Source organism: Acinetobacter stercoris, assembly GCF_900323515.1.
In the GTDB taxonomy this organism is placed as follows: Bacteria; Pseudomonadota; Gammaproteobacteria; order Pseudomonadales; family Moraxellaceae; genus Acinetobacter; species Acinetobacter stercoris.
Map to the genome: position 1 here is coordinate 1 of NZ_OOGT01000008.1, position 18,703 is coordinate 18,703.

At 38.2% G+C, this 18,703-nt stretch carries 17 protein-coding genes and 1 pseudogene; 7 read left to right on the forward strand and 11 right to left on the reverse strand.

The genetic code is table 11. The features are described from left to right. The first annotated feature begins 168 nt into the window (after nucleotides 1-168). From KPC_RS01505 to KPC_RS01535, 7 genes and pseudogenes are all read left to right on the forward strand, one after another. On the forward strand, nucleotides 169-597 hold the full coding sequence (locus KPC_RS01505; RefSeq protein ID WP_171334406.1) for a PAAR domain-containing protein: 429 nt from the start codon (nucleotides 169-171) through the stop codon (nucleotides 595-597). 18 nt (nucleotides 598-615) lie between these two features. Next, entirely contained in the window at nucleotides 616-1,467 is an 852-nt protein-coding gene (locus tag KPC_RS01510; RefSeq protein WP_121972676.1) for a PAAR domain-containing protein, read from the forward strand. Beyond that, entirely contained in the window at nucleotides 1,464-2,117 is a 654-nt protein-coding gene (locus tag KPC_RS01515; RefSeq protein ID WP_228212114.1) for a hypothetical protein, read from the forward strand. Before KPC_RS01510 ends, KPC_RS01515 begins: the two co-directional genes overlap by 4 nt. A gap of 252 nt (nucleotides 2,118-2,369) precedes the next feature. Next, nucleotides 2,370-2,861 (forward strand): NF045616 family extracytoplasmic (lipo)protein, encoded by a 492-nt coding sequence (locus tag KPC_RS01520; protein WP_121972677.1) that lies wholly within the window; start codon nucleotides 2,370-2,372, stop codon nucleotides 2,859-2,861. Nucleotides 2,862-2,956: 95 nt separating this feature from the next. After that, nucleotides 2,957-3,196 (forward strand): annotated as a pseudogene (locus tag KPC_RS20700) (hypothetical protein); the annotation flags it as partial. A 465-nt stretch (nucleotides 3,197-3,661) separates the two neighbouring features. Further along, entirely contained in the window at nucleotides 3,662-4,333 is a 672-nt protein-coding gene (locus KPC_RS01530; RefSeq protein ID WP_121972678.1) for a hypothetical protein, read from the forward strand. 19 nt (nucleotides 4,334-4,352) lie between these two features. After that, nucleotides 4,353-5,546, forward strand: a complete 1,194-nt coding sequence (locus KPC_RS01535; RefSeq protein ID WP_121972679.1) for a helix-turn-helix domain-containing protein — start codon at nucleotides 4,353-4,355, stop codon at nucleotides 5,544-5,546. Between the two features lie 146 nt (nucleotides 5,547-5,692). Here the strand turns inward: KPC_RS01535 and KPC_RS01540 are convergent, their stop codons facing one another. The 11 genes from KPC_RS01540 to KPC_RS01600 all read right to left on the reverse strand — a co-directional run bounded on the left by KPC_RS01540 (nucleotide 5,693) and on the right by KPC_RS01600 (nucleotide 18,703). Next, complete coding sequence (locus tag KPC_RS01540) at nucleotides 5,693-6,166, reverse strand: hypothetical protein (protein WP_121972680.1); 474 nt, start codon at nucleotides 6,164-6,166, stop codon at nucleotides 5,693-5,695. Further along, on the reverse strand, nucleotides 6,163-6,753 hold the full coding sequence (locus KPC_RS01545; protein WP_121972717.1) for an N-acetylmuramidase family protein: 591 nt from the start codon (nucleotides 6,751-6,753) through the stop codon (nucleotides 6,163-6,165). Before KPC_RS01545 ends, KPC_RS01540 begins: the two co-directional genes overlap by 4 nt. Continuing rightward, nucleotides 6,746-7,132, reverse strand: a complete 387-nt coding sequence (locus KPC_RS01550) for a DUF2304 family protein (RefSeq protein WP_121972681.1) — start codon at nucleotides 7,130-7,132, stop codon at nucleotides 6,746-6,748. Before KPC_RS01550 ends, KPC_RS01545 begins: the two co-directional genes overlap by 8 nt. 81 nt (nucleotides 7,133-7,213) lie before the next feature. Further along, on the reverse strand, nucleotides 7,214-7,918 hold the full coding sequence (locus tag KPC_RS01555) for a hypothetical protein (RefSeq protein ID WP_121972682.1): 705 nt from the start codon (nucleotides 7,916-7,918) through the stop codon (nucleotides 7,214-7,216). Next, nucleotides 7,918-8,133, reverse strand: coding sequence for a hypothetical protein (locus tag KPC_RS01560; protein WP_146196612.1), 216 nt, complete (start codon nucleotides 8,131-8,133; stop codon nucleotides 7,918-7,920). Before KPC_RS01560 ends, KPC_RS01555 begins: the two co-directional genes overlap by 1 nt. 104 nt (nucleotides 8,134-8,237) lie before the next feature. After that, nucleotides 8,238-15,878, reverse strand: a complete 7,641-nt coding sequence (gene gpJ / locus KPC_RS20705; protein ID WP_228212116.1) for a TipJ family phage tail tip protein — start codon at nucleotides 15,876-15,878, stop codon at nucleotides 8,238-8,240. A gap of 61 nt (nucleotides 15,879-15,939) precedes the next feature. Beyond that, complete coding sequence (locus KPC_RS01580; RefSeq protein WP_121972684.1) at nucleotides 15,940-16,566, reverse strand: tail assembly protein; 627 nt, start codon at nucleotides 16,564-16,566, stop codon at nucleotides 15,940-15,942. Next, nucleotides 16,550-17,299, reverse strand: coding sequence for a C40 family peptidase (locus KPC_RS01585; RefSeq protein ID WP_121972685.1), 750 nt, complete (start codon nucleotides 17,297-17,299; stop codon nucleotides 16,550-16,552). Before KPC_RS01585 ends, KPC_RS01580 begins: the two co-directional genes overlap by 17 nt. 4 nt (nucleotides 17,300-17,303) lie before the next feature. Beyond that, nucleotides 17,304-17,990: a phage minor tail protein L gene (locus KPC_RS01590; RefSeq protein ID WP_121972686.1), complete on the reverse strand. Its 687-nt coding sequence runs from the start codon at nucleotides 17,988-17,990 to the stop codon at nucleotides 17,304-17,306. Next, nucleotides 17,977-18,309 (reverse strand): hypothetical protein, encoded by a 333-nt coding sequence (locus KPC_RS01595; RefSeq protein ID WP_121972687.1) that lies wholly within the window; start codon nucleotides 18,307-18,309, stop codon nucleotides 17,977-17,979. Before KPC_RS01595 ends, KPC_RS01590 begins: the two co-directional genes overlap by 14 nt. Nucleotides 18,310-18,364: 55 nt before the next feature. Then, nucleotides 18,365-18,703 (reverse strand): phage tail protein, encoded by a 339-nt coding sequence (locus tag KPC_RS01600; protein WP_121972688.1) that lies wholly within the window; start codon nucleotides 18,701-18,703, stop codon nucleotides 18,365-18,367.

Sequence of the window (18,703 nt, forward strand, 5' to 3'; positions counted from 1 at the left end):
ATTATGGCGTAAATAAAGCGTAAAAAATCTCAAAAAAGAATGCAAAAAACAGTACAAACTTTACATTTTGCCCTACTCTTCCTTTGCAAATTCTTTTAAACTCAATACTTGATCAAATTTTGATAAGTTAAAAATCTAATAAAACTTACGCTACGCATGGTAACAATAATGACTAGTCCTATTTTTTTAAACGATTTGCCTAAAGAGCAATTAAAGGATTTATCCAAAGAAGAGATAGAACAGCTTCAGAGAGCTGAGGCTTTATACTGGGCAAACAAGCCACGCAAAATGTATTATTGTGCCGTAAACGGCGCTAAAACGAAATTAGGGGGATTGGTAAGGGCTTCATACAAAGAGTTTAAAATTAAAAATATGTCTGTTGCTCGTATTGGTGATGAGGCAATTTATCCAGATGGAACAACAGCGAAAATTATTTCAGGCGCTGGTACAGCATTAGTTATTGATGGAAAATCTGCTGCTTTAATTGGTAGTAGATTAGAAAATGGGGACGAAATTATTGATAGCCCAAATACATCATTAGCAATTTCTATTTTTCCAGATGTACCTAAGCCTAAAGGCTTTCTTGATCATAAATAAATTATAAAGGTAATAAAAATAGCAACTCCATATATAACAATAGGCTGCCCCACCACTGGTGGCGGTGTAGTTCTTGAGGGTGATTCCTCTTTCTTGGTTGAAGGTATTCCAATCGCATGTGTTGGACATAAGGCTTCATGCCCTCTTCATAAAACCGTTTCAACTATTGTTTCAGGAGATCAATATTTTCAAGTTAGTGGTAGACCCACTGCACGTGCAGGAGACTCCTTATCGTGTGGTTGTAAGTTATTACCTAAACAATCTTTAGTTGTTGGTGACAATGGTGGCGGTATGAGTAGAGGTTCTGCTGGTATGTCTGCAGCAGCTCAGCAACAGTCTCTCTCTAAATCAGATTTAACTAATAATTTAAGAGAAAAAGAAAAACACGAAATTTATTATATAGAACGAAATAAAACAGACCATGTTTCATTCAAAACATTTTTACCACCTTACGATGAGGATAGAAAAAGCCTTTTAGGTGTTGCGACTCAAGTTTTATCAGGAGCTTGCACTTTTTTCGTTACATACATTGTTAAGGATTTAGAGCTATTTATTACAGTTTCTTATATCCCTCCTGTACTAAAAAATGACGCGAAAATCATACCGACTGGAACAGTAAATATTTCTCGTGAAAAGAGTCTATTAACTTCTAAAAATTTAGAGCTAAAAGAAGGTTATTGGGATACTACCAAAGGTAAAGAGCCAGTTGGGAGTTGTAAAATACAGTTACCTGAACCCAACTTGCAAATAGTAACTGTATCCATAGTATTAGGGTATATAGCAAAATTTGATGGAGGATCACTAATTCCAACTCCTCCTTCAACAAAATACACATTCACATTAAGCTCAGCATCACGACCTATCTCATGAAAACAAAATTAATCCCTCTTTTCTTCCTGGTATCATCATTAACTATTACTGCATGTGGTAATACTGCTAATGATGTAAAAAATGATGATTCGCCTAATAAAGTTATAGATTTAAAAGACCGGCTGTCGGTAAATGATAAAAAAATTATTGAAAACTATAACAATGTAGCCTCAAATGTAATAACTAGTAGTGATGAAAATAAAATTAAGAATGCTTTAACCCCTCTCATTCCTGATATTAAAAACATAGAGGATAAAAAACAAAGAGAGCGTATTTTGATGAATGTGTATCTTTTACTTAACATGAATAAAGAGGCATATATATTGAATGAACAACAACTTAAAGAAAAAAATACAACATCTAAATTAGTATTTAAATGTCAATTATTGAAAAAATTAAACGAAGAACAAAATACAATACAACAATGTCATGAGGCTGCTGCAAATGCAATAAAACAGGACTTAGGTGCTAGTCAAAAAAATGATCCAATGTATCCTTTTGCTGAGTTTTCATATTTTTTAGAGATGTATCAGGCAGGTCATCAGGAATATTTATCAAAAATGAAAAACTCTATTGATGCGATGAAAGATGAATCGATGAAACAAGGTGCTTTGATTATGTATGAAGATGTCATTAATAAAGCAAGGTAGATTAATATTAATGAAAAAATTATTAGTAGTGATGCCCTTATTTTTTACATTAAATTAATTGGTTGCTCAAATGTAAAAGAGCTAAGCCAAAGAGAAATCTAATTCTAGACAATATCGTGGACTATCAACTCCCCCTAAATTTTTGAAATATTTCTGCTCAAAGGCTTCTGGGCTTAACCAGCCATTTGCAGAATGTCTTCTGACTCAATTGTAATAAATCTCTTCTATCAAAAAACTATGGAAAAATTTATTATGGCAAAGAGCCTAAATCTTATTAAAAAAGAATATCTAGTAATTATTTTAATTGGTGTAGGCTTTATCTCCAATACGCAAGCGGTATCTACTCCTTATAAGGGGGGTAAGGTAGAAGTAAGTATTAAAGAAAATACACCATGCTTTTCAATTAGTAATGTAGATGAAAAAGGCGACTACACTGTTGTTGTTTTAAATTTATCTAAAAAAATCGATGAATCATGGAGTTATGAAAGCAACTTTCAAAGGAATTATCCTTCAAAAAACAATTGCATACTTTTGAATAAATCAAATTTCAACCAATTCAATAAAATACAGTTAAACTCTCCATATAATGTAACAATTGGCGGTGTACAACGAGCTTATGGTTTGGATTTCTGTGTTGCATTAAAAAATAATCAGTATGAAATACACGATTATATGGCTGGAAAATGCACTAAAAGAGAAATTAGTCTTTGGGAGAAGTTTTTAAATTGGTTAGGGTTAAATTAATGATCAAATAAAAGATCATCATATTGAAAAGAAGATTAAAGGAAGCCTTATGTATATATTGATGCATAGCACAAACTTTTGTAAGAGTAATAATTATGAAAAAATTTGATGGAAATATTCCAGACATTAAGCGCTTAACAGATGAGAAGCTTACTCAAGAGTTAATACCTGCTCGGTTTATTCCTGAAACTCCTCCTGAGTTGAAAGGTAAAAATGTCAAATACGTTTTTGATAGTTCAGACTCTTTTAACCTGACTTATGATGAGTTGGTTGAGATCGTATCTAAGGCACGAAATGCAGGACCAAGAATGATTCCAGTATTGGGAACTATTGGAGAAACTTTAATAGATAATACCCTACTTCATGAAAAATTAATTAGATTTGTAAGACACAAAGGTGGGAATGTTTCATTTGTTGAGTTTCAAAATGAATTTCCTGAAATTAAAGGTGATTGGGATTTTATTTTAACTGAATACAACTTGTTGTTATGGCCCAATGTTACGGAAGAATTTATACAAGCAATAGATTTTCTAATAAAGAGTAACAAGCTCCAATTTGCACCATGTGAACCATTGGTTTATATCGGTGATGGTGTCATTTTGGATTACCCTGTTGCTAACCATTTCAAAAAATATTCCTCGTTGAATTGGTTCCCTATAGTATTCAATTTGGTATAAATCCTTTAACAAGTGATCAGTTATTGTGCTGTTCACTAACGCAATTTAAAAATAATCAAAAAAATATACATGATACGAAATAAATATGATACATTTTGACAAANTCATATGAGCTACATAATTATGGATATAACCGAACTTCGCCCACACATTCTTAGCCGAATTGCTCATGAATTTGGTAACAATTTTCTTAATAGTTTAGTTTTTTCTATTAAGAATAGATTATTAGAAAAAGATAACTTTGTTCAAGAAATTTACCGCTCACCAGAACTTGCTCGTCAAGAGAGTGCTAAATATGAACCAGGTTTATTAATGGATGCACTTTTGGCTAGTGCTGAAGAATCTGGGCATAATGCTGTCGTTCAGGATACAAAACCTAAAGGACATCAGTTTGTCCAAATGACTACGCCATCTTGTCATATTGTCATCATGCGCAGAGATTCAATTAATACTAAAAATGCAAAATTCTACTTAGAACAATCCCGTTCAAATATTGGGTTAATCAAAGATGGACAACGAGACCTCCTAGTAAAAGCTATACTAGACGAGGATGTTAATCTCGACGACTTACTCTTTGTATGTGTAACAGGTTATTGGAACTCAGATTTTGAGTTGTTAGATCTTGATTTTATTATTCCACATCCTATTGAAAATAGACCAATTCTTACTTTTAGTTTAGCTGAACTAGTAAAATCTGCTTCTGAACCGATGACTGATGTAGCAGAAGAACCTATACTTGCGATCAAGAAGCGCCTTGAAGAGGCTGATGATAGCTCCCGCGCTTCAGGTGAGTAAAAAATTGGAGGTACAGACAATGTTGGGTATAGATAAGTTCGAGCCAAATAGGTTGAAACTTGCCCGTCAAATGTACGATGACTTAAGTAAAACTGCTTTGGCTACAATGATTGATGTTGCGCCATCTACTGTTACCAAATGGGAAGATGGTACTCATAGCCCTCAACCAGAAGTATTAATCAATTTAGCTGAAGCTTTTGGCATTCCTGTGCATTGGTTTACTCGTGAGGTTCCTAATTTTGGTAATCCTTTATTTTTAAATCGTGCAAAAAAACGTGTACTTAAAGCTCCATGTTTTAGATCAAACTCAATGCTAATAAATTTAGCCGAGATACAATCTATTGCTGATGAATGGATTTCTTTCCCTAAAGTTGATTTAATTCCCGCTCTAACCAGAGAGGAGTCTTTATCGTTAAATGAAGGGAAAATTCAGTTACTAGCTGAAAATTTGCGCAACCATTGGGGATTAGGAGTTTCTCCAATTCCAAATTTGATGAAGCGTGTTGAGCGCGCAGGTATTGTTGTTACCAGATTTGAAATTGGTTATGAGGAAATGGATGGTACTTCTGCCTGGATAAATGATAGACCTTATATATTTATTGCAGCAGATAAACAAAATTTCTTTAGAGGTCGGTTTGATTTAGCACATGAGTTAGGGCATATCGTTATGCATAAGCACCTAACCGAAGAGGATAAAAAAAATTGGTTTGATAAGCTTGAAGATCAGGCTCATTATTTTGCTAATTGTTTTTTATTTCCAACAAGTGCATTCATTGCAGAAACTAGAAACCGTGTTTCTTTAGAATCTTTAATGCTATTGAAAAAGCGGTGGGGAATTTCTTTGGGTGCAATGATGTATAAAGCTAAAACTTTAAACATTATTTCTGACGAACAATCTTCTAAGCTTTGGCGAAGTTACCGCTATCGTGGATACACAAAATCTGAACCTTATGATATTGATACTGTTCCAGAAGAGCCTAGCCTACTTAAGAATATGATCAAAATGTTGCTTGAACAAGGTGGGTTTGATAAAGCTAATATTATTGATAAGTTTGGGCTTAAGAAACATTTAGAGCTTTTAGCTGGTTTGCCAAAAGGATATTTAGATGATGATTTTGGTCAAATTATTAACATGAAACTAAACTCTGAGAGGGTTAATAACTCCACATCATTATTGCAATCTGCTGAAATCATAAAATTTTCTCGTAGATAAAATAAAGCCCTCGACTGAGGGCTTTATTTTTGTAATATTTTACCAATAGATCATATTTAATATATACAATAAAAACAAATCCTTATAAAATTCAAAAAATTTGGCCAAGCATGGTACCAAGGTTGGCCAAAGTAATATTTTGCAAATCATTTGAATGACCAAGCATCACTTAATCGCCATACATCAGCTGTGTGTTCATCAGCTGCTTTTGCCATTTTTGTATATTCTTCGATGCTTCGCTCGAATACGTTTCCGAGCGCTGCACAGTATTCGTCACTGGCTTCTCTGGAAGCTGTGGACATACGGCTGTTTGCAACTTTGAGTTGTTCTGACAAGCTGTTAGCAGCAGTACGAGCGGAATCAGCATCAGATTGAATTTGTTTGAGTTTAGCATTGTAATTTTGCTCCGCTTTTAAAAGTTGTTCGGACCATTGTTTTTCTTGAAGTGCTGCTGCAGATTTGGCTTTATCAATCTCTGCTTGTTGAATAATTTCAGCTTGTTTATATTTTTCGATCTGTCCTGTTTTGCTATTTAAAAGAAATAAACAAACAAGCAATAAAAAAGCGAGAAGTCCGATTAAGATTTCTCGCCATTTTGAGATAAGTATTAAAAATGTCATGTGGTAGTACTCCACTTCTTATAAGCATTAGCTAGTTTTACATCATAGTTATTCTTGGCATAAGCTGACCCGTTATAACCACGTGCAAAGGCTTTCCAATCCCTATTTTTCAATGCATTGATCAGATTATTCACTTTGATATATCTGCACATTGCATCAAGCTGTGATGCTTCATCACGGTACATAGCATTAATAAATGACTGTAACGATGGATAGCCGAGTGATTTCCAGTGATACCCCATAACTTGGCCAAGTCCCCATGATGCAGATTCTAAAGCAGATGTACGATCATATTGAGCTGCTACATTTAATCGACCATGTTGAGCCGAATAAAGGCCATAGCCTCCCGAGATTGTATTGCACAAATCTGGACGCTGTCTCATCATTCTATAAGCCACATCAACTTTACCATTTGCAATTAAACGCTGACGCATCACATGACGTTCAAAAAGAATAACGGGGGTACCATCCTGATTAAATCCAGAGCTTTTACACTCCACCTCAATCACGGCGCGCAAGCTCGCCGTTTCGATTCCAAGGCTCTTTGCTTGATCTTGAATTTGTTGATGAGTGATCTTTTTACTTATCATTTTTTAAATTCCTCACTTCTTTAATTAAATCTTTGATCGTTTCAGCCTGTCGTTCGATCATGAAATTAAAAGACAGGCGGACAATGAACCAACCAGGTAATCCGCACGAAAAAATAATGAAAGCTAGTCCAACTACGCCAAACCAGTCATTCACCCAATGGCCAATTTCCAGATAACGAATGACCGTTGCGCCCAGCCCAGCACTAAAAATGATTGTGGTAATAATTCCTATCGCCCACTCCTTTGCGTTTCGTGGGGTCTGGATCATCATCAGTACAATCGCAATCGCAGCTACGATAAATACAAAAAAGATAGTTCCAAGCCCGATTGCTTTTGCTGCACTTGCTCCAGCTGCAGTTGATACTGGTTCTGCCATATTGGCCTCCTAATTTTTGGCAATAAAAAAGCACCCGTTTGGGTGCTATAACTAATATGATTAATCTAAATTGACGTGTACTTAATATCCTGTGACATCAATAAAAAAATATCTATGTTTACAGACTCCCCACCCAAAGCCAAAATCATCAGCTTCATATCCTACAATCCCAGATGATATATAGGCTGTATTCCCTACAACTGCGCACACTGAAGAGTATATATTTACGTCAGGTGTAACCACACTTCCATAGAACATCCTACCCAAAGGGAAAACAGCGTAAGTCTTATTACTATCAAATGTTAAGGAAACATTCCTCATATTGGAATTGCTTGGAGTGTAATTAACATTCTCTATATATGTCCTATATGGGCGCATATATTTATGGTTTGCGTCAAAAACTAATTTACCTTGTTCATCCCAGATCTTCATACCTACATTAGGGGTATTATCCTTAGGTTTACCAAATATATATACATCTAAGTATTTTGTAGGGTCATTTAAGTTTGCCACAGCATTTGGAATGCCTTGTTGATTTAATGCTGTAACACTTAGAGTTACAGAGTTAGGGGACATCCCATAATATGCTGTGGCACACACAGAACTATAAGCAACTAGAGGATTTTCAATTCCAGTAGTGTCTATATCAAAACCTCTGGAATAGTAAGTTAGCCCTGGTTCATTTGGCGTAAAATAGTGTCTTTCCTTTCTTACCAGAGCTAAATTATAAAAAGTATCGTCAATTACAGTTGTATAATCATTAATAATATTAACGTACTCAGCCATTAATACTCTCCAATATATACAGTGAAATTGCCACCAAAAGTTGGCATTGCTTGATATACGACTTCATATGTAACTGTCGCAGTCGTACCTGATACAGACACAGAGAAGTTATATACCAATGGAGTCCCATAAGGATTATTGTCTGGTTCGTCAGATGAGAAATAATAAAATAGCTCCCCCTCTATTGGTTTGGGAAGGGTGACAGACTTACTCACGTCACCTCTTTTAATTTCAACTTTAGCCAAGACTTTAGGTATTCTTTGCGAACCATCAAAGATAACGTTGCCATCTTGGTCCGCTATGTAAATGCCTGCTACCATTACCAAACCCCTATTTTCACTCTAACTCTTCCAGCCGAGTCCTTAACCTCAATATAAGAACCTGAAATGGTTGTGCTGCCACTCGAATTACTGGTTGTAAATGTTCCAAGATTCGCACTAATCGCACTTAAACTTTCAGCATTGATTTTGTTAGCATCAATACTTCCAAAATAGCCATTATCGACATACAAACCTCTCGGGATAACCGTGCCATTCGGTAAAGTTACTGGACTATTTTGAAGTACCATTAATGGTTTATTTGGAATGCCCGTAACACCATTAGGCGCACCAAATTGAATTGCATCATAATTAAAGATCATGGTCGCTGTTTTGCCATCGTTCATTGAACCATGACCAGCAACATGACCATTTACATCGAGCTTTAAAAATGACTGTGCATAGATCCCATTAATAGACGACTGCTGGGATTGAATAGATGCAGTGTGGCCATTCACCGTAGTCGAAACTTGTGACAAGTTTGTCCCCAACGAATTAACCTTACCATCAACAACTTTTACTTCTGCCAATGTTTGTGTATTCGCTACTGCATTAGCATTCAAATTATTCAGTATTTCAGCGTTTGGCGTTTTCCAATCAGTTGCAAAACTGCCGCGTTCATACTGTATGCGTGATGCATAAATAGTAATTGCCTTGCTATCACTTGAATAGAAAGTCAATGAACCCGCTGTATTTGAACGCTTTGCAGTAATTACATACCGTTTCCAGCTTGTCGTAAGCGTAATAGGATTTGTTGGGTGATGTCCTGTATGGACTTCTCCCATCAAAATTACTTTCTCTCCACCTGCTGCACCTTTTAGCCATACTGAAGTGGTAAAAGTCTCACCGACATTATTGGCAGAAGCTAAACCAAAACCTTGATACCAGCCATTACCTGCTGCAGGTAAATCAAGTTTCAAAACATCATAAGTACCACTCGGGCATGTTGTATCTCTGTATTGAGTCGCTACTCCTCCAACGTTACGACTCCAACCTGACATATCTTTTTCGAAACTCGGATTATTTAACAGGTTACTTCCACCAACTTGAAGTGCATCAAGCTCAGCAGATACTTCCGATTTTGCAACACCAATCGCCCTGTTCATCTCGGTTGTTGTTGAATAATTATTGATGACAGAAGCATCTAACTTTTTACCTATAGCATCAGTTAAATACTTATAATCATCAACCCATTCACTCCACGCTGAAACCGAAACCGATTTACGATATTTAGTTAATCTGGAATCATCAGCTCTCGCTTCCTGAACAATTGCACCACCAGAACTATCTGTCCATCGAACTGTCGTCTTAAGTGTTACATATATTCCCATACCAGAAAGCCCAATCACAGATGCAGTCTTGAACTCCTCTACAGTCATACTTGGGAAGTTTTGGTAATAATGAGACGGTGGTTGATTAACACTACGAGTATCTTTAATCCGAACTGTATTTAAAATCTCCTGTTTGTATTCAGAGGTAATTGATTGTCTGAGTGTTGCAGATGATGCGCTCGCATCGGCTTTGGTTTGATATAAACGTTCAGCTTCAGCTTTGTTATTGTCAACCGCTGATTTTAAATTGCTGTAGTCAGTCCCCATCGCAACAAGCTTTTTATCAACCTCTGTTACAGATGTTTCTATTTGCTTGATTGCATTAGAGGTTCCACCAGCCCCAGATAATGAGTTTGCTTTGCCTCTGGTGAGTACAAGCGTGTAAAACAATGGTGGGGTGACTGGCGCTACGGCAGGACTAAACATCTCTACTGCACTTCCCACGGCATTACCTTTTATACCCACATATAAGATGACATGCCGCCCGCCACTTGTCGGGATTGATGTAGCTGATACACCGAAACTTGCAAATGCATCTCTGAGTTTTTGAGATGGGGCTGCAATAGCGTCATAAGATGTAATCGCGACAATTGTGCCTTTGGGTAAAGCGATGATCGCATCTGCCAATACATCGTTATTTGCTGCTGCTCCATAAGTATCAAAATTTGTTGATTTAACCCATAACCCATCCTGATCAAATTGGTGTAAACCTATTCCCCGACCACCTATCCAGACATAAGCACTTTCATCAGCATTTCTAATCCCATGTGCTGACACCGAATCGCCATAACCTGTCGAAAACAAGTTAAAGACCTGAGTATCATCATCACTCGCTTGCCATACATCAGGAATGACAACATCACCTTCATATAAAGTTGCCCAATAGACTGTAGCGACTGAAGCATTGCGATCAGCCTCCGTACCATCTGTAGAAACTAAATAAAAGTTAATAACAGAATGAGCACTCGTTGCTGTAAATGTAACTTTGCGGACTTGCCGAGAAAAAGATGTCGTAATTTTCTCTAATTGCTGGTTAGCAGTACCATATGGTGTAAATGATGCCCCTCCAACTTTCGAAAATGATGCTTCATAAACCAAGGTATATTTTTTACCAACAACCATTGCGGTTGATTTTGAATATGAAGCAAATGGATAAGGATTTGATCCTGTTGGTTTACTCTTGACCACATTGGACTTGAGTAAAGTATTACCTCCAGCACCACGCAGATTCGTGTTGTACTCCTCAATTTTTCCTGCTGTGACAGAATGAGCAATTTCTTGAGATTTAGCATCTGTTTCTGCTTTAGTGTAGTAACCACTAATAACAGATGCATCTAGCTTCCTGGTTAAGTTGTTTTCTACAGTATTGACTCGGCTATTTAGACTGGTAATCGTATTCGTGTTAAAAACAACTCGACCATCTATAGCTGTAATCTTGGAATCCATCGAAGATTGTGCAGCATTAATCGCATTAATATCCGAAGTATAGTCATATGCTGATGGAAACCAGGCATTAACACTACCGATATCTCCTTTAAGAAGAACTGCCCAGTAGACTGTAGCGACTGTATTAGCTGAGTTTGCACTCCTATTCAATAAATAAAATTGTGCTACCTGAGATAATCCGGCAGAGGTCTTTGTAAAGGTAGTTTTGATTATTTGCTTACCACCATTGACAGGAAATTGTTGTACGAATTGAGTACCACCCCCAGCATAAAAAGCGAGTGAAGTATTCGTATCCGTGCTTGATCGTTTGTGCTCAGCACACCAAAATAGTGTGTACACCTGATCAACTTCCCACGCCTCACCCAACGAATATTGGATATGCGGGTAGTTTCCATTGTACTCACCAACCTTATTAGATTTGATCAATAAGTTTTGGGATGCATTTGTCACGATATCCATACTGTTCTCAAGCTTAGTTATTGAGCTAGATTGACTCACTAAACCAGATTCAGTTTTACTCACTCGGGCATCAATAGCCTGTAATGCATTCGCATCTGCCTTTGTCTCTACTTTGCCTTCTACTATTGAAACTCTATTTTTAAGCGAACTGACATCATTGGAAATGGCATTAATATTACCTTCAATATTAGTGACTTTGCCTTGTATACTATTGACTGCAGTGGTGCTCGCATTGATGGCAGAAATATCATCCGCCACCTCTAGAATCAGATAGTCAAAAATAGTCGTCCCAGTATTTAAATTGTAGTTAGCAACTAACATAGGTGACATGTAAGCTGCTTTATTAGGTACTGTTTTAGGTGACGCTAATGTACCTGAACCACCTGCGGCAGCTAGTGATTTACCTGAGATAAATCCTTCATAAGTAAGCCAAACACCTACAGTAGGATTTTGTCCTGATAGTAGATATGTAGAACTACCCATGCTATTTGCTTCATTATTACCAGTATCAATAAATTTAGACTTATCAGCATTCTTACAAGCAATGCCTAAATAGATTTGCGTCATAGATGATGTACGTTCTGTAACCTTATACCTGGCTTTAAGGCGATACATACGATTAGGATCTATAGGCATAAATTGAGTAGAACATAACCATACAACATCTACACCACTGTTATTACCCATCTGTAAATATCTGCCTGCTGTTGCAGCATTATCAGTCACATAGGTAACTTCACCTTTTGAATACACAGCATCTTGAATAATATCTTTAGCAATATCATTTGAACCATCAATACTAATTCGATTAACGGTTAAATTGATTCTGTTATCTAAAGATAAAATTCGATCTGATTGAGTTTCAATCCCTTTTTCAGTCTCGGTCACTCGTCCAGCCAACTGATTAACCGTCTGAATATTCGCCTTTTCAGCCACATCATTATTGATCTTGGTAATATTGGACTTGATCGTAACAATGTCTTGAGTTGCGGTACTCAAACGCCCATCAATACTGGTGATTTGCTGCTGCTGTGCAGCCACCACACTGTTATCCGCTTTAGATGTCAAACCATCCTTAACAACTTTTACATCTCCTTGTAGAGTGGTAATAGCTGTTGAGTTTGTTTTGATATCAGCTGCATTCTTATCTGTCTGTGTTTTTATTTCAGTCACAGCAGAAGATGTTGCTTTACTGTCGACATCTTTACGTAAACTGGTCAATGTTGAGTCCACACCATCTAATCGGGAAGCATTAGACGTTGCCTTGTCATCCACCTTTTTAACGTCAGCTTTAATGGCGGTAATTGCATTACTGTTAAGATCAGTACGAAGGTCTGAAACATCTACCCAAGCCGTACCATTCCAACGTTTAACCTTATTTTGGTCAGCTGTGTTGTACCACAAATCACCAGTAATCAAATTCGCCGTAGGCGCTGTGTTTTGATAGTAGGTCCGATTCTTCGTTTTAAGCTCAGCATTCGTTGTCACGATTTGCTGTGCATTGGCTTCTGACAGATTTACCGCTGCATCTGCTTTAGTGGTTGCGCTTGCAACTGCTGAATCATTCGATTGCTTGTACGCAATAAAATCACCAGAAATTTTTGAATCGGCAGCAATACGATCTGTACGCTCTTGGGTAATACCGTTTTCAAGTGCTTGAGTTTTGGTATTAGTATCTTCCACAAGTTTGTCATATTTAGACTGAGTGGATGCAGCAAGCTCATCAGTTTTTCGGGAAGCAACTGCAGCATCTTCAAGGGCTTTGGCTGCCGCAGCATTTGCGCTTGATGCAGTATTTCGTGCTTGTTCAGCCGTTTGTATTGCATGTGCTGCTGCTTCACTCGCTTGTTGAGCTGTCTCACCTGCAGCAACACCGATTTCGATTTTAGTAGTAAGATCTTTCTGCAGTTGGCTTTCACTGATTTGATCTTTTAGAAGATCAAGCACATCTTCAGCATTTACTGTCGTTGTTCCAGAAGTCCAGTCTGACCAACCCCCTACATTGCCAATTCGATCAATTAAACGGCCACGATAAAATTGAGTTAAATTTGGCTGTAAACCTTGAATCGTATGGGTTGTAGTCGGATAAGAAAATAATCCTAATTGAGCAATATTAGCTTTACCATCAGGTGAAACCTGGATTTCAACATAAGCAGTATCCAATGCATTCGCAGGATACCCCCAATCCAGCTTCATCCCGAACAACACACCTGTTGCTTTAATGAAAGCAAGTTTTGGCGGTTTCCCTTGTTTTCCTTTAAGTTCGGTAACAGCCGAATAAGTTGGCAAGGAGGCGATATTAAAAGCGGAAATTGCCGTGACACGTGCTTCATATTTACCGGCATAAATACCAGGTACTTCCGCCAGATTCCCGCCCGTAACTGGCAACTTGATCCATACGCCGTTATCCTTGCGCCACTCAACCTGATATTGAGTTGCTCCTGAGGCTTGTTCCCAAGAAATCACCAGGCTTTCAATATGAATACCTTGTTGAAGCATAGCCTCACTCGTAATGGTGACACTTTTTACTGGTGCCTGAAGTGTAGGATTAATGATTGAAATTGGACGTTCATCAATGAATGCACCACTATCAATTGCTTCATATTTGGCAGGGTTATATTGCAGACCCGTGATCGTAAATTCATGCTGTTCATCCTGGGTAATAGAAATGACTCGGAATTTCATTGTCGCAAGATCTTGAGCATCAATCGCCCAAACATGCTGAGCAGATACAGAATCAAACGGCGCGACAACTGTAACTACACGCCCTTGAATTTCGGACACAACCCGGGCTTGCGCGCGACCATTATCACCATTCACTACAAGACGGTCACCCGCACGACAAACCACATCATCACGATCCAAAGTAATGCTCAGTAAATCTTTAGAGACTGCAGTAATCCGCCCGCCATTCTCACGTCCGGCAAACAATGGATCTGCAAGCTCAATAACACGACCAACCTGAGGTAAATATGACTCATCACGGACTAATGCATCTAAGCCAACTTTAAATGTGACAGTACGGGTTTCATACTTCTCGGATTTTAAAGCCCATTGTCCAGCTCGCTGTGCTTGCCCTTCTGAAGTCACGCCCCATGCTTCGATTTCCAGCTTTTTAATGCCTTGTGTTGCAATCGATTGTTCATCACGAACAATTAACGATTCAGTTTTAAAGCGGTTATTAGGATTATCCCACTTCACAACAAAAACATTGTGCCGATCTTCAGCTGCAGTACCACTATATTCTGGCAAGCCAATAATATTGGCAGAGGTGTAGGTATAAACCGAATCCTGCGGGACATCAGCACCCAACTGAATCTTTTGACCATCCCAAAAAATAAATGCACGAAATGATGCAGCGATCTTTTGTAAGATTGACCAGGCGTCTTCTTGTGCTTGTAGATAAACATTTAATGTAAAACGTGGCTCAAAACCGCCTTTACCATCTGGAACACGTTCATCACAGTATTGTGCAAGCTGGTAAACAGACCATTTATCAATCATTGCGGCATCAATACGATTACCCAGACCGTAGTCTTTATTCAAACAAATATTGAGAAAGTGCCAAGCAGGATTTGTTGTGTAAGCTTCTTTATAAAGCCCATCCCACATCCCGGTATATTTACCAGTTTCAGGATCGTAATTCGTTGCTACAGGAATTCGAATCCCTTTCGCTCTTGCTGAAATTTTCGCAACATTCCCCCCAAAAGTTCCAGCATCGTATTGTAAATAAAGCAATGCAATATTCGGATATGCAAGTTTTGCATCGATAGATTCAACCATTGCACGCACGTACATCTTGTTGCTTATCAGATCAGATGTTGAATCAGGAGTTAATCGACGTGCACGGATCTGCCAGCCATGATCCGCTTTTGGTAATTCAATTCGATGTTGTCTTTCATAATTGGGTGAGGTTTTATCAGATACTTTTGCTTTGATGACTTCTGTCCACGTACCGCCATCCGTCTGTAAATCAATTGCATACTCAACAGTCGTACCCGTCACATCGCCATTATCTTTTTGCTCTCTAAGTGCATCAAAACGCATGCGTATAGATACTGAGTCTAAATCTAAATTAGTAATCGACTTAACCCAAGGTGTTGAATTCTTAAGCTCTACATTGATCTGACTTTCTGAGGTGATATCAGGAAAGCCTTTGATGTATTCCTGATCATTTGTTCCGTTCCGTGTTTCGACGCTAATATTCTGGAAATTCCACGCACCATTTGAATCTTTAAGGGGTGTATCTTCTGCATAAATTAAACCTTCATTCACGCTTTCAATTTCGCCCCATGACAGGCCATGTAAAACTTTAATGAATGTCCGGGATTGCGCTGAATCAGGCGCAATCACAGGCTTTCTAGCTTTTCCTGATCCAGCTTTTTCACCTTTAACAACTGCATGCATATCTTTTCTCTAGACAATAAAAAAGACGCCTACAAAGCGCCTTAAAATTCAAATAAACACGTTATAGCAAATCTTCAGGATATTGATTCCCTGCAAGAATAAAACCGCCAATTTCACGTTCACCAATCAATACTGGAATTGGATTACCCTGTGCAACGGTAGTAACAGCACCACCAAAACCTTTGTTTGCCTTATTTCCGTCTTGGTTTTGATCTTCAATACTTATTTTTGGCATTAGCATTTGAGCCACGCCACCCATAATCATGCCTGCACCAGCACCTATTAAGTAAACCTGACCTGTAAAAACGCCAACAGCAACCATTGCGGCACCCAATATCGTTTGAAGTAACCCATTACCACCAGCACCAATGACACGGGGGATAATCTTGATCACGGATTCATCCGTAAGCATCCCTAATTCAGCTTCGCCAATATTATGTCCATAGATTTGACGTTTCGTTACTGGATCATAAATAGCTGGTGCTTTCTTGCCCCTGCCTCGTTTTTGCCCACCAATAAAAAGGGCAAAACATAAACCCATTTCATGAGCGTGGCGAAGGAACTTTTCAAAACCAGGTAACTGAACTGAAAGCGCTCGAATTGCCTCTTTGGGTGAATCTACAGCCAACTTGAATTCAGATCCGAATTTTTCAGCGAGAACGCCGTATAACTTAACGCTTTTCAACATGACGAAGCACCTTTACTTTACGTTGCTCCCATTGATGACCATAAGGCTCTCTCAATGATTTTTTATTGTATGGATGATGGAGGATTAAAGACCCGCCAAAACATGGCTCCGTTTGCTCAGATTTCAATTCAGTTTGATCTCCCAGCCATATCACGGCGTGATTAGGATGTTCAGTACGCCCAACCCTACAAAGAATCATGTCCCCGTACTGTGGTATTTCAACTTCATAAAACCCAGCTTTCTGGTAATTATCTAAATACAAAGAAGGATGATCTTTAGATTCCCACCAAAGATCATCCCTATTAAAATCCATCAATTGAATACCGAATTCACGTTCATAAAAATCACGAACAAGTGAATAACAATCTTGCCAACCATGATGATAGTTTCGACCAATCAATGGAAATTGAAACCCACAAGGCTTATAAACTGTAAAATCAATCTCAGGATATGAACAAATCACCCACGGCTTTTGATGTAGTTCAATTTGCTTTAAATCCAGATCAGAAGCCCTGGTTGTTGCATCAGGATGAGAGTGGACATAAGCGACTATCGTCCCTCGATCTTCAGCATTCGCCAAATCTTCTGGATGGATCTCAAAAGCATCTTTCTGCTCTGAAATATTACGACATGGCAAATATTCACGGCCTACAATGACTCCGCAACATTCATCAGGATATGTTTCAGAGGCATGCACTATAATTGATTTTTTTAATTTAGCTGTGAGTTTCATCTATTTATCCCACCATATTGGAAGCAGGTTGCCCGCCAAACCGTGACTCATTTTTACGCAGGCGACATGATTTTAAATATCCTGGACAACGATCTTGAGCAGGATCATCCGTTGGCTGATTTTTTTCATCAAACATGGCTGTGCCAATATAACCGCACCGTTCACCACGATAGCCAGCAATTGCCCAAGGACACATTGAGGTAATTTGAAGTGCAGGGATTCTTTGATTTTTAAATTCGCATGGATTTCTTAATTCAAAAGTAATTTCCATCGCGTTTTCAGATGTTTTTTGCTCGATATACCAGAGCTGGAACTCGGATTCATTTGAGGCTGTCGGGTTCCCATCTGCAAAATTTTCAGCATCAAGGTACTTGGACAAGGTTTTAATCACTTTCAACTTTGAACCAACAAGATCTTGAAACTTTAAGCAGTAGATGGATACGGCTCCCTGAATCTCTCCAATCTTATTGCCCATTCTTATTGTTGGGTTTGATGCCCTACCATCTGTTCGCATCTCAAGGCCATCAACTTCCAATGTCATTGGCTCAAAAACATCACCTTGCCAAATGATATTGCCTGCCTGTGCCAGACCATGAAAACGTAAAATGCCAGCCCCTAAAGCACTGGCATCCAGTTCAAATAGTGTAACGAGTCCATCAACAAAAAGTTTTTGGAAATCACTCCGTAGCATTTGAAACCTCTAAAATATCCAAAAGAAGTCCTTTTGCATCGTAAATAATTTTAATGCTCTCAATTGAACAGTTATTATTTGTTTCAAGACTTCGGACTTGCGGAATTAACCAGGTTACAAATTCTGCTTCACGTAAAGACAGGCGCTTTTGTTGAGAATCTTCACCTTCCAGAAAACTCACCAATACACCATCACTTTGTTTATCGTAATCAATCGAAACGTATTTCAATGATTCGCCGTAGTCATAGACCCATGCTTCGATTCTGGTAATTAATGTTGACGTTAATTTAGCTTCGATGAATGTAAGTTGCTTTGACATAGTTTTTCCTTGTATGAAAAAGCCCCGACAATGCGGGGCGTGGATTAGTTAATTTTTAAAACTGTTGATAGAAAGTGGTTGAGATCTGCCAGACGTCAGCACCTATATTTGTTAACTGATATTGAACATCGGCTTTAACTCTGACTTCTCCCTCTAAAGGTGCATCCCATAAAAAGGAATCTGCCCCCTTATGCCGATCAAGAAAGGCTTTGATTTGCTTAATCTCTGCGGAATATCCAGTTCGGCTATATGCCCATTGACCTTTTCGGTTATTGATTCCAACTGATACGTGTTGTTCGTATCCATCGCCGAATTTACTACTTAGGACATTGAAGCTCTGAGTAGTTGAATTACCATCCAGACTATTTTCCCAAATGAATTTTTCATTGCTCAT

Bases quoted from the DNA above. Each gene is read 5' to 3' on its own strand.
- KPC_RS01590 (WP_121972686.1), bottom strand. From the start codon at position 17,990: ATGCTACGGAGTGATTTCCAAAAACTTTTTGTTGATGGACTCGTTACA.
- KPC_RS01585 (WP_121972685.1), bottom strand. From the start codon at position 17,299: ATGAAACTCACAGCTAAATTAAAAAAATCAATTATAGTGCATGCCTCT.
- KPC_RS01600 (WP_121972688.1), bottom strand. From the start codon at position 18,703: ATGAGCAATGAAAAATTCATTTGGGAAAATAGTCTGGATGGTAATTCA.
- KPC_RS01505 (WP_171334406.1), top strand. From the start codon at position 169: ATGACTAGTCCTATTTTTTTAAACGATTTGCCTAAAGAGCAATTAAAG.
- gpJ (WP_228212116.1), bottom strand. From the start codon at position 15,878: ATGCATGCAGTTGTTAAAGGTGAAAAAGCTGGATCAGGAAAAGCTAGA.
- KPC_RS01535 (WP_121972679.1), top strand. From the start codon at position 4,353: ATGTTGGGTATAGATAAGTTCGAGCCAAATAGGTTGAAACTTGCCCGT.
- KPC_RS01580 (WP_121972684.1), bottom strand. From the start codon at position 16,566: ATGTTGAAAAGCGTTAAGTTATACGGCGTTCTCGCTGAAAAATTCGGA.
- KPC_RS01515 (WP_228212114.1), top strand. From the start codon at position 1,464: ATGAAAACAAAATTAATCCCTCTTTTCTTCCTGGTATCATCATTAACT.
- KPC_RS01520 (WP_121972677.1), top strand. From the start codon at position 2,370: ATGGCAAAGAGCCTAAATCTTATTAAAAAAGAATATCTAGTAATTATT.
- KPC_RS01550 (WP_121972681.1), bottom strand. From the start codon at position 7,132: ATGGCAGAACCAGTATCAACTGCAGCTGGAGCAAGTGCAGCAAAAGCA.
- KPC_RS01595 (WP_121972687.1), bottom strand. From the start codon at position 18,309: ATGTCAAAGCAACTTACATTCATCGAAGCTAAATTAACGTCAACATTA.
- KPC_RS01530 (WP_121972678.1), top strand. From the start codon at position 3,662: ATGGATATAACCGAACTTCGCCCACACATTCTTAGCCGAATTGCTCAT.
- KPC_RS01555 (WP_121972682.1), bottom strand. From the start codon at position 7,918: ATGGCTGAGTACGTTAATATTATTAATGATTATACAACTGTAATTGAC.
- KPC_RS01540 (WP_121972680.1), bottom strand. From the start codon at position 6,166: ATGACATTTTTAATACTTATCTCAAAATGGCGAGAAATCTTAATCGGA.